The following is a 16,199-nucleotide window of genomic DNA, read 5'->3' as shown; positions in this document are numbered from 1 at the left end:
TATATCAAACTCGTCGCTCGCTTCTTCTACCAGTTCAGGTTCCGAAGCAGCCTCGTCTAATAGACCATCGATATCATCTAGCCCTAAATCGTCCTCCAATTGACTATCTAAAGTAGTTGAGCTCTCAAGTAATGAATCTATGTCATCATCACCAACATCTACATCATCAGTTGGTGACGCTTCGTCTAAAATAGAATCAATATCAACATCTTCTTGTTGATCGGTAGCTAGCTCCTCACTCAATGCGGCAAGCGCATCATCACTAATATCTAATTCATCATCATTACTTTCATCTGCATTAGATACTTCATCAAATAAATCATCTATGTCGCCAGAACTTAATATATCGTCCTCAGATTGCTCAATATCTAACGCGACTTCGTCTCCTAATGCATCTGGTTCATCAAAGTTTTGCTGTAAGAAATCATCTAAATCATCCCCACTATTTAATTCATCAGCTTCGTCATCAAATACAATATCATCGCTCAATAATCCGTCTAATTCATCAGCATCTAAGGTATCATTACTTTCTTCAAAGGAGTCGTCCTCTAAAGAATCAAACATAATGTCATCATCTTCCGGCAGCATACCGTCGTCCAACTGAACACTTTCCTCTGGCGTTTCTGGTGCGACAACAGGTGGAATATCTAAGTCAAGTGGATCGTTTGACGTTTGAGGAAGAAATTCGTCCTCACTACTGTCATTAGAGGTAGGTGATTGGTTGCGCTTCTTCAGAAAAAATACGATTCCACCAATCGCCAACAACGCTGGTAATATTGACATTAGTAGCAACATGATGGGATTAGAGAGAATATCTTCCCCACTAAATCCCGTATTACTTTGTTTTTTTTCTGCTTGTTGAGCTAACAATTCATTCTGTAAATCAATGACTGATTTTAGCTGTTGCTGTATCTGGCTATCTTGTCCAAGTTGATCTCTAACTGTTTTTAACTCATCAGATATATCGCCAAGTTTCTTTTTTAGTTTGTTATTTTCTTCAAGAATGTCTTGGACACTGCTCACTGAGTTTTTAAATTGATTTTGCAATTCAAGTAACTTGGAGTCTTGCTCCATTTGCAATGATTTAAGTCTATTTGTTAATTCTACTTTAGCTTTTTCAACATCAACCTGGCGAGCTTGAGTAACTTTTCTATTTGCCTCTTCAATTGAAGTATTATCAAGCATGCCATTTTTTTTCATTTCCCATAAGGCATCATCTTGATCCGATTTTTGTTTCGCAAACGTTGGGTTTTCTTTGCGCATTTCTCCCAAAGTTGGAATACGTAAATATGCACCATCACGCATATGGTTGAGGTTTTTATCTAAAAATGCGTCAGGGTTTTTTGTATAAAATGCACTCATTACTTGATAAATAGTTACAGACTCGTCGGAGCGCACCTTTTTGGCAATTCGCCATAAAGTGTCTGAAGGTTTGATAGGCCCTATCGTTCTACCTTGCATGCCATAATCAGCGTCTTTGGGGCCCTTGATTTGAGCAACCTCTTGCGTAAAGACGGGCATGGTGATCAGTGCCAAGGCAAAGATACAAAAAAAGACGAAACCGCGCATGTTGATCCTTTCTGTACAATGTTCAGCATCTCGCCAAACATTTAATAATGCTAACAGGTAGCTTTTGCAAGCTCTATTCCAATTGCAAACTATAAACCAGTTGTCTACGAATATCCATTGCAACGTATTGAAATTTAACATGCTTATAATAGTTTATGATGAGGAGTAAAACTTCTTAGTTTTCAGGGGGGCAATTCTTTGACGTTATATTTAACAAAAGAGGTAAAGAGCTGCCTCTTAGCAGCCCTTTACAATCAACTGTTTGAACTAAAGGTAGTTTTCAACCAGTTCTTCAGCAATTTGTACACTATTCGTTGCTGCACCTTTACGAGTATTATCGGATACCACCCACAAATTTAGGCCATGAGGGTGAGAAATATCTTGGCGTAAGCGGCCAACATACACGGTATCATTACCACTGGCGTCCCCAACTGGGGTAGGATAATCTTGCTCATCTTCAACAAACTCGACGCCTGGTGCATCATTCAGTAACTGTTTAATATGTTCAATATCGTGAGGCATCCGTGTTTCTAAATGAATTGCTTCTGCATGACCAAAAAAAACTGGAACCCTAACTGCTGTTGGGTTTACTAGCACACTGCTATCACCTAGTATTTTCTGCGTTTCCCAAACCATTTTCATTTCTTCTTTGGTGTAACCATTTTCTTGAAAACTATCAATTTGTGGAATAACGTTAAACGCAATTTGTTTACTAAACACACTATTCTCTAGTGGCCGTGCATTCATTAAATTTGCTGTTTGTTTTGCTAATTCATCAACAGCTTCTTTTCCTGCACCTGACACTGCTTGATATGTAGATACATTTATACGGTCTATGCCATAAGCATCATAGATTGGCTTTAGCGCAACCATCATTTGAATTGTTGAGCAATTTGGGTTTGCAATAATATTACGATTACGAAAATCAGCTAGGCTTTCCTTGTTAACTTCTGGCACCACAAGAGGCACATCAAAGTCATATCTAAAATGTGAAGTGTTATCAATAACAACACACCCTGCCTCAGCTGCAATAGGAGCATACTTTTCGGAAACACTTCCACCTGCTGAAAATAAGCCGATATGCGCGTCAGAAAAATCAAAATTCTCGACATCTAACACTTCAATTTTCTCACCACGAAAGTCAATATCTTCCCCTGCACTGCGACTGCTCGCAAGTGCAAATAGCTGATCAACAGGGAACTTTCTATCTTGTAAAGTCTCAATAATTTGACGACCAACTAACCCAGTTGCGCCCAATACTGCCACGTTAAATTTTTGCGACATGCTATTCCTCATTCTTTTCAATTACATTAAAACCTAGCTGCGCTAACATCGCACCATGTCCACTACGGTTTTCAATACTTAGTGTACTAAATTCTCTACGAGGCGGATAATTTTTACGTAAACTATCAAACCCTTGCGTTGTTAAATTACCTCTAAGTAATCCATCATCACGGCGAATATCATAAACTAAGTGAACAATACGACCTAAATCATGCTCACTCAGCGTTTCTTCAATATGACACTTGGTAAGAGCCGGTATAGGTAAAAAATCAGCTAGCTCCTTCGTTGCAGCGACATCAAGTAACTGACATACACCTTGATAAAGCATTTGGGTTCCACGTGCTTTCCCTTCTTGCGTGTGTCCCGCAATATGTACACTGGAAAACCGAACATATGGCAGGAGATCGGTCAGTATATCAGGCTCATTTTCCCATACATCTAACACCAGCTCTAACTGTTTACCTGAGCGCAACGCGACCAACAAAGCCTTATTGTCAATGACATCACCTCTGCTAGCATTAATAATCAACATGCCCGCTTTTAATTTAGCTATGCGTTCGGCATTTAGTAAATGCTGTGTCTTATGTTTACCATCTTTGATTAATGGTACATGAAAAGTAACAAAGTCCGCTTGCTCTAAGGCCGCGTCAAGTTCAATATGTTCATCTAAAGTGCCTTCAGCGTAACGTATTGGGTCGCACAGTAACAGTGTAACGCCCATGCTGTGTAATTTGTCACGCAAACATTGACCAATATTACCTACACCTATTATCGCGAGGCTTTTCCCTGCCAAACCTGTATTTGTCTCTTGGCTATATGCATAAAGAGCACTAATAACATATTCTGCAACCGCTATCGCGTTACAACCTGGCGCACTGCTAAAAGCTATGTTTTTCTGCAATAGTAAAGCTGTATCAATATGGTCAATTCCGATTGTTGCTGTGCCAACAAATTTCAAATTGTCAGCTTTACTTAATAGCTGCGCATCAACCTGAGTAACAGATCGAGTAAGTAAAACATCTATATCACTCAGCGCATCAGGCGATAAATTCCTACCATCAAAACGCTTAACATCGCCTAAATCAGAGAAGTATTCTTCGACTAACGGCATATTTTGATCAGCTAAGATCTTCATTTACTATTCCAACGTACACACATAGGCCGTATTGTATACCTAAGCCCTAAGTAAATGCGAGCTTCAAACGGGCCGCTTGTTATAACTTACCGCCCTTTTAATTTATGTATACCAGCTCCAATTCCCGCAAACATGACAATGATAAGCATCAAAACCATAAGAGTTGCTTGCTTTTGTTCGGGTAACAAAATCAGTGGGCTCATTAATATTGCCATCACACTACTGAAAGCAATAAAGAGTGCAGTATACAAACAACGGTGATAGCCAAAGTAAGCACTTACAAGGCAAAAAAATAAGCTGATAAAAACTGCAGGAGTATAAATATTAAAAGACATCCATGTTGCCGTTAAAGATATAATTATAGAAATGGTCGAGCTCATCATTTTAGGTTCCTTCCTGTTTTATGACTACATTAAACATAGATCGTCCACTTGCGAATGCAACTTTAAAATTACAAAAAAAACACTTTTTTGCTTAGGTTTCTTTGTACCATTTAGCTAAAACAGTATGTATAGCAACTCGTATTTTTATTCGCTTATATATTGATAAGTATGCTTTCTTATCAATCGTCCATACAATAAATTTACATATGTCAGAATTGGCGCTGTTTTTTCTCTTGAAAAGACCCCTTTTAAGCGCTAGTCTTACTGGGTGGTCGGACCTCTAATAAGGAAGAACAAAATGACACTCATTTTTACCCTAGCCTTGCTCGCGCTTCTTGGCGCAGCGAGCTATCATCGAGCCAGCTGGAACACTTGCGTAGGGATAGCTGCAATAACATTGTTAATTGGTACATTCGCAAGTGCATTCGGTGCACTTACCTGGTTAGTCTTTCTAGCCATCACTGTACCATTATCACTCACTAACATTCGTCAGCAGTATATTATTGCCCCGTTATTCAAGGCATTCAAAAAAGTTACACCTACCATGTCTGACACGGAAAAATCAGCAATCGATGCTGGAACCACGTGGTGGGAAGCTGATCTTTTTTGCGGAAATCCTAATTGGGAAAAATTACATCAATACCCAAAACCTCGGTTAACCGTCGAAGAGCAAGCGTTTCTTGATGGCCCTGTTGAAGAAGTTTGTGCAATGCTTGATGATTGGAAAGCAACCCACGAGCTAACTGACCTACCACAAGATGTCTGGCAATATTTAAAAGACAACAAATTCTTTGCCATGATCATCAAAAAGCAATATGGTGGCCTTGAATTTTCAGCTTTTGCACAATCATGTGTGCTACAAAAACTCACGAGTAAATCAACATTACTTTCATCTATTGTAGGTGTACCTAACTCACTTGGTCCGGGTGAATTATTACAACATTACGGCACTAAAGAGCAAAAAGACCACTACCTACCCCGTCTTGCTAAGGGACAAGAGATCCCATGCTTTGCATTGACGTCACCAGAAGCTGGTTCCGATGCCTCTGCAATTCCTGATTATGGTATTGTGTGTAAAGGTGAATGGGAAGGTAAAGAAACATTAGGTATTCGATTAACATGGAACAAACGTTATATTACGCTTGCTCCAGTCGCAACTGTGTTAGGGTTAGCATTCAAATTGCGTGACCCCGACGGCTTGATAGGCGAAGAAAAAGAACCTGGTATTACCTGTGCTTTGATACCAACAACAACGCCAGGTGTTAAAATCGGTCGCCGTCATTTTCCTTTAAACGTACCGTTTCAAAACGGGCCAACACAAGGTGATGATATATTTGTACCCATTGACTACATTATAGGTGGCCCAGAAATGGCAGGCCAAGGCTGGCGTATGCTGGTTGAGTGTCTATCTGTTGGTCGCGCTATTACCTTACCGTCAAATTCGACTGGTGGGATAAAATCTTTAGCGCTAGCAAGCGGTGCGTATAGTCGTATTCGTCGTCAATTCAAATTACCAATTGGTAAAATGGAAGGGGTTGAAGAATCTCTCGCAAAATTAGCTGGCTACGCTTATAGCACAGATGCTGCAGTGAGTATGTCTACCGGTGCGGTTGACTTAGGTGAAAAGCCTTCAGTCGTGTCTGCCATCTTAAAATACCACCTAACAGAACAAATGCGCGCATCTACGATGCATGCGATGGATATTCATGGTGGTAAAGGTATCTGCCTTGGCCCAAATAACTATCTAGGCCGCGGTTATCAAGGTGCCCCTATCGCCATCACGGTTGAAGGCGCAAACATATTAACCCGTAATATGATCATCTATGGGCAAGGTGCTATTCGTTGTCACCCATTTGTACTGGCTGAACTTAATGCCGTCAGCATGAGTGACAAACAAGCCGCACTTGACAGTTTTGATTCATCATTAATGGGCCATATTGGCTTCACAATATCAAACCTTGTACGCACTAAATGGTTAGCACTAACGGGGGCACGCTTTACTAAAGTACCATATAACGATGAAACGGCAGTTTTTTATCGTAACGCAAGTAGGTATAGCGCATCTTTAGCGCTTATGTCAGACATTTGTATGGCTGTATTTGGTGGTTCGCTGAAACGAAAAGAGCGTATCTCAGCACGACTTGGTGATTTACTCAGTTACCTTTACCTTGTTTCTGCAACGCTTAAGCGCTACAACGATGAAGGTCGTAAGAAAGAAGATTTGCCATTTGTACAGTGGAGCTGTCAGGAGCACTTATACTTGTGCCAACGCGCATTGGCAGATCTCATCAACAATATGCCATCAGCACCATTACGTGCCGTATTAAAACTGGTTTTATTCCCATTTGGTAGACCTATTCGTAAACCAACTGACACGTTAGAACACAAACTTGCACATTTGCTACAAACACCAAATGAATCAAGAGACAGGCTTGCTGCTCATATTTATTTAACGGATGAACCTTTAAACCTAATTGGTAGACAAGAACAGACTTTAAAAGACATCCTTGCTGTGGAACCCTTGTTTGATAAAGTGTGTCGCGCCAAGGGGCAAAAACTGCCATTCACACAATTAGACAAAGTCGCCCAAATGGGACTTGACGCAAAAATTCTCAATGAAGATGAGGCAACACAACTCGCTGAGGTTGAAGCCAAACGTCTTGCGGTGATCAATGTCGATGACTTTGACCCCAGTGAGCTTATGGCCGGGAAAGCTGCTAAACCGACAGTCCAGGGGGTAGATGCAGCATAGGCTTAGTTGTCTAAATATGTAAGAATCCACCAAGATAAGATCAACCCAACCCTAAACAAGCCAGCATATGCTGGCTTTTTTGTAACCATGCAACAATGTAATACTCCTAAATTCAATTGTATTAAATAAATGTTTAGGTATTACAGCAGGTACATGACGTAGTAATCAGGCAAAAATTTCGATGTATCGTTATTCTACACCCATCACCTTTAACATAATGAATAAGTCATTTGGCTTGCTAGCATGATGGCTGGTTTCACTAAATGGGTATAAACCCCTTAAGTGATCACTTTAATTACAAACAAGGAGATCGAACTTGAGGCCCATACAACTGCCGTTAGTTTCGGTTTATTTACAGCACTATACATAAGAGCAGGCATACAAAGTAAAGCGCCACTCATGTAGATGTCAAAGCCCAGTAAAAAACCAGAGCAACACCACAATATAATACATAGTATTGATAATAATAAAATTTGCACACGTTTAATATCCTTATACTTACCTAAAGACTCCCAAAATAAGCGTGTTTCTTGTAAATGCTGGTTGGTTTCAATCATTAATGTTGACCACCAAAGCTGGTTAATAAGTACCGCAGCTAACATATACCAGTGTAGTAAATCAGGCCGCATAATTTGAATAATGTCCGCAGCCCACAGTACTAAAAAAGTGGCCGTTGCACGCCAAGTCAGCACCCAAGAATGCGCAAATGCATAATGAACCCAAAACGACCATATATTAATTGGATAGGTCAGATTGGGTGAATGTACTTTGGGTATAAACCAGCAGCCAATCAATAGCACGTTTGTACAAACTAAAAAGTGCAGGATAGATGGTGACCACCACAGTGATATAAACGCCATGAATAACGCCCAGTTGACTGCTTGTGGTCGGTATAATAACCCCATAGCAAAGCTAACTTGAGTCAACATAAAGAGCAAAAGCTGTGGCGCCTGACTGAGCTTTTCCCAACCCATGGCGACTGCCAATATCAATGTTGTGATAAACAAAGCATGACTTGCGAGTAATAACACAACATCAGCCAAATACTTATGCCATGTACGGGGTAATATACTATTTTGGAAACACCTATGCCGACTATCTAAAATTGCAGGTTTTAGAACGGTAATTAACAGAGTTTGAATTAGTAAATAAGCAAATGCAACTTGTATGCTAACCAATATACTATCACTTTGCACTATCTTACCTAAACCAAAAAACAGAGACGCAATTAACCCTGGTAAAAAAATATAGAATAGCGTGGTGATCATCAAAATAAATTGATTAAGTTGATTAACTAACTCTTTAAGTTCCGCCTTAAAAGCTCGATATCGATATTGATAGAAGTGTTTCATCATAATCTGTTAAACACCTTCACGGTTAAACTTTCTTAAGTGGCTGACTATCAAAACCTATATCCAAAAATGGCTGCGGTTCATGGTTACTTATAATGACTTGGCCTTCGTAGGCACAGATCCACTCTAACACCACATCAAGGCCTCGCTTATCCAATGCCGCACTCGGTTCATCTAAAATCAAGTAAGGGGTGTTTCGCATCACAGCATTAATAAGCTGTAATTTCTTTAGGTTACCGGATGATAAATCTTCCACTTGAGTATGCAAAAACGCATCAAAGCACAAATCGGTTATAAATTCTTGAGGTAAGGTACATTGCCAACTTGATGCTGTCATTGTGAGTATCTGCTGAGCTGTTAAATATTCTGGAAAAACAATTTTATCCGATGCTAAACTCACGCAGCTTTGCAAATGGGCGTGTTGCTGACCATTGAGCGTAATGTGCCCAGAGTAAAAACTATCCAGTCCGGCTATTATTGTAAAAAGTGTGGTTTTCCCTAGGCCATTCTGCCCTTCTACACAAAGCTTTTGCGCGTTAAACGTATTATTATAATTTTCAAATATACACTTTTTACCAAAATACTTCGTTAAATTAGCAACTTCAATCATTATTATGCAGGGCTTATATCTGTTCCTTTATTAGGTGACTCTAACATATGCAAAGTTGCAGATGTCATTAAGAATGTTACACAATGTGTTATTTAGTCACTTAATAATTACCAATATAAAAAACGAGCATAGAGTGCCCGTTTTAACAAATACGATATTTGCTTGTATATTACAGCGCCGCTAAGATCACTTCCGCTTTACTGACTTCAAATGACTTAGGCGCTTCTACATTAAGCTGAGTGACAACGCCATCTTTTATAATCATGGCATAGCGCTGCGAACGAATGCCACCAAATGTCGCAGTGTCCATTTCAAGGCCTAGAGATTTAGTAAAGCTTGCATCGCCATCGCCTAGCATCATTAATTCTGATGCATTATGCGCTTCACCCCACGCTTTCATCACAAACGCATCGTTTACTGATACACAAGCAATAACATCAACGCCTTTGGATTTAAGCTGATCAGCCAATACCACATAGCCCGGTAAATGGGCCGCTGAACATGTTGGTGTGAAAGCGCCCGGCACCGCAAACAAAACAACGGTTTTGCCTGCGAACAATTCTGTTACTTGGTGCTCTACCATACCGTCATCTGTTAAATGGCTGAGTGTCGCTTGTGATAAAGTTTGCCCTTGTTCAATCATGGTGTTCCCTTAAAAAGAATATGTATTTATTTGTTGTATTGCTGAAATCATTTATATGACAGCATTAGTCGATCTGCGACAAGTATACAAGATTAATGTAATGTGTGAGCACGTCCGGCATATTCACTGTAAAAAGATTCGATCGCGCCACGTTTTTGCATTGTCACAAATACTTGAGTCCCCTGCACTCCACCAAATGCAATATTTGTTGGGTACTTTCCTTTTAAGCGCACGGTATGTAATAAGCTTCCACTTGGAGACAGCACTACGACTTCACCTGCGCCATAGCGAGCTACATATAAATTACCTTGGCTATCTGTGCGCATACCATCAAGGCCGTGCTTCGTAAATTGGTAAAACAACCGCTTATCACTCACATCGCCTTGCTCATTTAGCGTAAATGCCCATATTTTTTGTTGCTTGCTTTCATTTACATACAAGGTAAGGTTATCGGGACTAACTTCAATACCATTACTTGTACCCATCTCTGCTTGTAACAAGCTCACCGTGCCATCCGTCGCTATCCGCCAAATTTGACCCCGCCCGGTAGACCAATTAGGATCACTCGCATAAATCATTCCATCATCACGAATAGCGATGTCGTTTGGTTGATTCATAAGTGGCTCATGGGCATGAACCGACACAGCACCTTGCGGTGTGATTTTTAATATATTATGGCCGGTATAATCTGCCACAAACATATCTCCATGCTGATTAAAACGAATACCATTACCAACGCTCCCTTCTGGCAAAGTGAGCCAAAGCTTTGTATTGTTCTTGCCTTGAACTACCCCTATTGTACCCTGTTGACCATAGTTCACCGCATATAAAGCTCCATGGCTATCAACCGCAGGACCTTCAACACCCTCGGTAAATGTACCATCGGCTACCCAATCCATTGCTTGAAAAATAACGGGGTTATTCGCGTTAAAGTGCGCCGTGCTATTTTGGCAACCACCTAGCAACGTTAGCATCACCCAAAAAAACTTCTGCATTTTATTATCTTTGTCCTTAAAATTATTGAGTATGACCTGCGAAATGACTCTTGTTAATTGAGAATAAGTAATACACAGATCATATGCCGAGTTTTATCACACTAGTTAAAGTTTGTTACGCGTCAATCTAGGCTCAATGAGCATCAGTGCGATACCCAGCAAAGCCCCTATCAAACCTATAAACTGCAGTAAAGTATTACCAAATCGCGTTTGCTGCTTTACATCTTTACTTACTTTATAAAGCCGGCGACCCTGTTCAACCTCTTTGATAAATTCATCACCTAAATAGTCAAATGATAAAATAATCGATATATCTCTTCGTTTGAGCATTGCTCGCCGTACCTCTTGTATGTCTACATCATGAGGTACAAAACGAGACCAGCTATAAAAAATATCTTGGGCCTCATTAGGTAAAACAACCCCTCGAGACTCATATTCATACAATGTTTGTGGGAACACTAAGTTTTGAAATCCGACGTAAAAACAGCTGCCACCAAGTGATACCAGCAATATAGCAACGTATAACAAAGTACGTTGTTTGATTGAATTGTCGCGTAGCTGGCGAGCATACCATGACTCTATATCTGGAATTTGGCTGAAATGGTGTTGATTCGCTTGCCCCTGAGCGCCAAGCATAAAATCCTCAACGGTGAGCTCTAAAGCATCTAGTAACTGGCGAAAAACCTCATTAGAGGGCACAGATTTATCATTTTCTAATTTTGATAAATAACTCTGTTCTACCCCCATCTTCTCCGCCAGTTGAGGCTGGCTCATATTTGCTGTGGTACGTAAGTGTTTTATGTAGTGACCGAGTGTCATCTTTTAATCCTTGTTATGGCTTGAAATCACAGCCCATTCTTGGCTAGTCATGCATTAATACCAAGGTGAATATTCAAGAATAACAAGGAATATTAGTAAGTTAAAGCTAATACCCCATCAATCACTTCAAATTTAGAAACCGTATCTAAATTTCAAAGTGATACGCTCTTCATTCGGGGTTTGCCAAAGCCGCTCAACACTGCGTGACCAAGGTTCAGCCGCCACGTTCTGCTTTTGCATATTATCAATTTGCGTCGCCCCTCGGCCATAGACCAAATATATATCGGAAAAAGCACCTAATCGATAACGCAGCTTCATTTGCGATACTAATCGCTTGTCTTCAAAACTGGTATCCAGATTAGTAAGCTCTGTTAAACTCCCGTCTGTGATACTAAATACCTGCTCACTTTTGGCTTCAAGTACGGCCCATTGCAAATAAATACTCAGTTCAAGATCATCAGTTAATAGTCCTGTAACTTTATTTTCATTCACGAAATACGCTCTATCGTACTGCGTTAGCTGGTTATGAGAATTCGCTATTAGCCAACCGTCCCCTTTACGGTAAAAGTTATTTATATTGATATTCCAATTTTCATGCGGCATAAAGGTAAGATCTAACGCAAACTGTTGCGCGATGCCATTTAGTCCTTCTTGATCATACTGGTAACTGGCAGCCCAGCTAAACTTCCCAACATAAGAACTACGATAAAATACCCGAGACCCCCATGTATCTGGTTGCTGAAAACGATCACTGTTATAGCCCACATTATCTTGCCACCCCGATGAATTATGTGTCAGTGTCGCCGATGCCTCTGCACCACCATTTAACATCACATTAGCGCTGTACTGACGTTGAGCTGGTAATTTAATCCCCTCATCATTAGATTCATAAGCGACCGCTATTTTTTGTTTTACGCTCGTGACCAATGGCGAATTAAAATTAATAGCATGACTGAACTCTCCTTGCCAATAACGCCAGTCATTGCGCTTAATATACCCTAAATCACTTACATCAAACTTTTCGTCTAACTGCAAGTAAGACGACTCAAATTGAGTATTAGCAGAAAATTGATACCCCAACTTTAGTGACGCACCTCGGCCTTGTTGACTTGTATGACTTTGCGAAATATCACTGTGCATCATGGTACTTTGCATTGACCAAGTAGCACTTTGGTATTGAGTGTCCCACGCAATGCTGCGAGCATTTCTCTCTATAAATGGACGTTCAGTATGTGTCATCAGTAACCCAGTCTGCCAAGCTTTATGACGATACTTGCCCCTTATGGCGTAAAATGACTTACCCACATCATTACCTAATTTATCTTCTTTTACGGCAAAAGCACCAAGTTGTAGCTGCTCTGTCTGCTGTACAAACCTGACTGCGGCATCTATCGGTGTTGTTATATGCATCATATCATCACTACCCGCTCCAATACGCCGAGTATGAATAAGTGTGGTATCTTGCAGGCTTTGTACATTAAAGACATTAATGTCTTGGGTAAAAAATGCACGTTTGTCTGAGCGCAGTGTTTCGACTGCACTATAATTTAAGTCCACCTCATCACTGTCTATCTGACCAAAATCAGGGTTTATCGCAACACTCAGCTTTTGATGGTGATCTGGCTTATAAATTAAGTCGAAGCCGATATCATTTAACCCTATATTGTCAATCAGATCTTGCTGACGAGTAATATACGGAACAAACGTGACCTGATGCTCTTGAGGGATAATTGCTTTTACTTTAGGCATAGTTAAAAAGAAGTCAGCATTGGCCGTCGTCTGTTTCTGTGACGCATATAGATGGTTATTAACTAACTGATACAACTGCACTGACACACCAATCTCTGATGCATCTCGTAGATTCTTTTTATTATAAAAAGACACTGTATGCCACGGAATAAACGTTTCACTAGACCAATAGTCTGCTGCCTCAAAGTATGAGGTCTGCCAATCTCCATCCCAATCATTGTCGGTTGTTAATTGTGGCGTAAGAACCGCGTCTTGAACCCCTCCACCTAATCCGACCACAAACAAATACGCACCACTGCCATCACCAGAAAAGTCTAAATAAATACGATTAAAATCAGCTTGGATGAACCCATCTTGTAAATTGAATTGCTTCTTTCTTTCTCCTTCTTTTTGCCAATTAATAATACCGACATACACTCCTTGTGCTGTGGTCACTACCTTACTTTCCACTTTATCTAAATACTCGGTATGCGTGGCTGGTACGACTTCATAAAAGGATTTTGTTGCAGAAACATCCTGCCAAGCTTGATCAATTAACTGGCCATCTAACACTATCGACACGTTATCATTTGCACAAACCAATGTACTCATAACCCCTAAAATCAACACATAAATATTTCGTAACACACGACTCATACTTCAATCCAATTGAAAAATTTTTCCCTATAAAAACAAATATCACTGTGAAAAATACTGAATTTTATCTGAAGAAAGCTAGCTAAACCCTTACGAGTCTTGACTTTATAATGATAAAAGTTAACTTTGTACCATATAAAGAACACAGATGATGCGCTATGCATACAAATATACAATTCTTAACTTGGGTATTTTTTGACAACACAGATGAGCTACTCAATCTAAACACCAAAGAAGTCATAAAATTAGAGCCTCAAGTAGCGCAATTACTCAGGCTGTTTATTTATAGTAATGGGGAGTTACTTGCTCGCGAGGCGATATCTGAACATATTTGGCCTAATATCATCGTTGAAGATAATAGCTTATATCAATTATTAACAAAATTAAGACGGTTACTCAATGATAATCCAAAACAACCTAAGGTGATTAAAACTATCCCTAAAAAAGGCTATCAATTCATAACCAGAACTGATGTTTACACTTCACAAGAAACACCTCCAATATCGAAAAAAAATAAGCTCCTCACTCAGTCTCAATGGTGGAAATGGGCAACAATTCCAGTTGTAATTGTATGCAGTAGCGCAATTGCATTTTATTCTAAAAATACCATAAAAACGCCAAAACCTACTTATGAGCTGTCAGATCTGAGTTATGATCTTGGTCTTGAGTACAATGTTGACGCACATAAAACTAAAGACTTAATTGCCTATATAAAAAACTTTAATAATCTCGTATTTAGCAATAAACAAGGTGTGGTGTTAAATACCATCAAGTTCCCCAGCCGCATACATCACCCTAGCTGGCATCATGAACTCGACTTAATTACATTCTGGCAATATTACCAAGACCAATGCATTCTCCATGTATATAAATCCTCAGGACAAGCTATTCACCGCGCCAAAGGTCAAAAATGTACACGCTCCAGAGCATCTTCTTGGTTATCAAGCACCCAACTAACGATTAATGTAGCACATGGCGCACACTTCAAGCCTTTTCATTACGACTTTAATACCGGTAAGGCGCTGGCCCTTCCAATTACACTTAACGCAGGGGACACCTTCCAGCACAGTATCAAGGCTTGGCAAGGAAAGACCTATTACCTTATCACCTCCACTGATCATAGCAGTAAATTAATCACACTCGATGGCACTGTGCATATGCAGTGGGCACACCCCATCTCCTTGCTGTCTTACGATCCAAAGCAACAAAGCATTATTACCAACAACTCAGATAAACATCATACATTGGTAGCCACAACGCGAGATGGCCATCAACATATTATTGCCAATGCAGTACAAGGTATGTTCACTGACTTATCCATCGACTTAGCAGGTGATATTTATACGGCAGTAGAAACATGGCAAGTGAATATTCGTGATAAAGATGGGCTCCCTATTTTTTCAACTACCAGTATCGATTACCTACCAGTAAGTAATCCACTTGGCGAAACCGCTTTTATGTCAAAAAGAAGCGGTGTCTGTGAAGTCTATTTGCATGCTGACGATCAAATCAAACAGCTTTCTTACAATCAAGGCTATGACTATGTTAAACATATTGAGTGGCAACCTAAACTAAACCTGCTTCTCACCAATCGCGATAAGAATGTACTGCTTTATGACCGGCAGGGTAAAGTCTCACAGTTCTCACCTGAACAAGTTAGCACAATCACCCAATTAGGTTGGCATACAAATGAGCGGGTTTGGATATATAATACACATACATTGTCTACTTATACTTTAACAGGGCAACGACTCAAAGAAGTCGCTCTGCAAGTTGACGCACTCATTTACGACAACCAAAATGCTCAATGGCTAGTTTTTGACAACTATACCTTGTATAAAGTGAATAATTTGGCCAATTTGAGCACGCATGAAAATTGGACGCTAATCCACCGCTTTTCACAACAACAATATAATCAACTTCGTAATTTCAAACTACGAGATAACACCTTATATTGGTTATCAAGCTGGTCTGCAAAAGACTATATTTGGCAACTGCCTTTAGAAGAGACGTCGATCTCACTTATCAAATCAGATGAACTGATTTGGCACTACGATATTGCCAAAGATAATTCATTAAATATCGCTAAAATGGAAGCAATTGAAGGCGATATTAAAAAACTCACTCGACTAGTAACCCCTCAGTAAACATGACATAGCCGCATGAAAGTGATACTGCGGTTATTGTCACTCCGGCCCATATTATCCATTTTACAAATAGATAAGCAAATAAGCAGATAAGCAGATAAGCAGATAAGCAGATAAGCAGATAA

General features: G+C 39.9%; 12 protein-coding genes. 2 read left to right on the top strand and 10 right to left on the bottom strand.

The features are described 5' to 3' along the window. The 4 genes from J8L98_RS24030 to J8L98_RS24015 all read right to left on the bottom strand — a co-directional run. Positions 1-1,569: FimV/HubP family polar landmark protein (locus tag J8L98_RS24030; RefSeq protein ID WP_282098792.1), on the bottom strand; the 1,569-nt coding region annotated here is incomplete at its 3' end. A gap of 267 nt (positions 1,570-1,836) precedes the next feature. Next, positions 1,837-2,853: an aspartate-semialdehyde dehydrogenase gene (locus tag J8L98_RS24025; RefSeq protein WP_192508097.1), complete on the bottom strand. Its 1,017-nt coding sequence runs from the start codon at positions 2,851-2,853 to the stop codon at positions 1,837-1,839. 1 nt (position 2,854) lies between these two features. Further along, positions 2,855-3,988 carry a 4-phosphoerythronate dehydrogenase gene (locus J8L98_RS24020; protein ID WP_210998578.1) on the bottom strand — a complete coding sequence of 378 codons (1,134 nt, stop codon included), beginning with the start codon at positions 3,986-3,988 and terminating at the stop codon, positions 2,855-2,857. An 86-nt stretch (positions 3,989-4,074) separates the two neighbouring features. After that, entirely contained in the window at positions 4,075-4,323 is a 249-nt protein-coding gene (locus J8L98_RS24015) for a DUF6419 family natural product biosynthesis protein (protein WP_192508099.1), read from the bottom strand. Positions 4,324-4,669: 346 nt separating this feature from the next. Between J8L98_RS24015 and fadE the strand changes: the two genes are divergently transcribed. Beyond that, on the top strand, positions 4,670-7,123 hold the full coding sequence (fadE, locus tag J8L98_RS24010) for an acyl-CoA dehydrogenase FadE (RefSeq protein ID WP_210998577.1): 2,454 nt from the start codon (positions 4,670-4,672) through the stop codon (positions 7,121-7,123). A gap of 278 nt (positions 7,124-7,401) precedes the next feature. Here the strand turns inward: fadE and J8L98_RS24005 are convergent, their stop codons facing one another. From J8L98_RS24005 to J8L98_RS23980, 6 genes are all read right to left on the bottom strand, one after another. Further along, a complete protein-coding gene (locus J8L98_RS24005; RefSeq protein WP_210998576.1) occupies positions 7,402-8,478 on the bottom strand; it encodes a DUF6136 family protein in 1,077 nt (358 codons plus the stop codon). A gap of 22 nt (positions 8,479-8,500) precedes the next feature. Beyond that, positions 8,501-9,085, bottom strand: a complete 585-nt coding sequence (locus J8L98_RS24000) for an ATP-binding cassette domain-containing protein (protein ID WP_210998575.1) — start codon at positions 9,083-9,085, stop codon at positions 8,501-8,503. Positions 9,086-9,254: 169 nt separating this feature from the next. Beyond that, positions 9,255-9,728 carry a peroxiredoxin gene (locus J8L98_RS23995; protein WP_210998574.1) on the bottom strand — a complete coding sequence of 158 codons (474 nt, stop codon included), beginning with the start codon at positions 9,726-9,728 and terminating at the stop codon, positions 9,255-9,257. A 92-nt stretch (positions 9,729-9,820) separates the two neighbouring features. Next, positions 9,821-10,723 carry an SMP-30/gluconolactonase/LRE family protein gene (locus J8L98_RS23990; protein ID WP_210998572.1) on the bottom strand — a complete coding sequence of 301 codons (903 nt, stop codon included), beginning with the start codon at positions 10,721-10,723 and terminating at the stop codon, positions 9,821-9,823. Positions 10,724-10,828: 105 nt separating this feature from the next. Continuing rightward, entirely contained in the window at positions 10,829-11,542 is a 714-nt protein-coding gene (locus J8L98_RS23985) for a helix-turn-helix transcriptional regulator (RefSeq protein ID WP_210998570.1), read from the bottom strand. A 132-nt stretch (positions 11,543-11,674) separates the two neighbouring features. Next, positions 11,675-13,927 carry a DUF5916 domain-containing protein gene (locus J8L98_RS23980; protein WP_210998569.1) on the bottom strand — a complete coding sequence of 751 codons (2,253 nt, stop codon included), beginning with the start codon at positions 13,925-13,927 and terminating at the stop codon, positions 11,675-11,677. A gap of 158 nt (positions 13,928-14,085) precedes the next feature. Here J8L98_RS23980 and J8L98_RS23975 point away from each other — a divergent pair, with 158 nt between their 5' ends. Continuing rightward, on the top strand, positions 14,086-16,074 hold the full coding sequence (locus J8L98_RS23975; RefSeq protein ID WP_210998567.1) for a winged helix-turn-helix domain-containing protein: 1,989 nt from the start codon (positions 14,086-14,088) through the stop codon (positions 16,072-16,074). Positions 16,075-16,199: the final 125 nt, after the last annotated feature.

This window comes from Pseudoalteromonas sp. MMG013, from assembly GCF_018100885.1.
GTDB classification, from domain to species: domain Bacteria; phylum Pseudomonadota; class Gammaproteobacteria; order Enterobacterales; family Alteromonadaceae; genus Pseudoalteromonas; species Pseudoalteromonas aurantia.
Note: the sequence above shows the minus strand (reverse complement) of the source record. Positions and strands in the feature narration are given on the sequence as shown.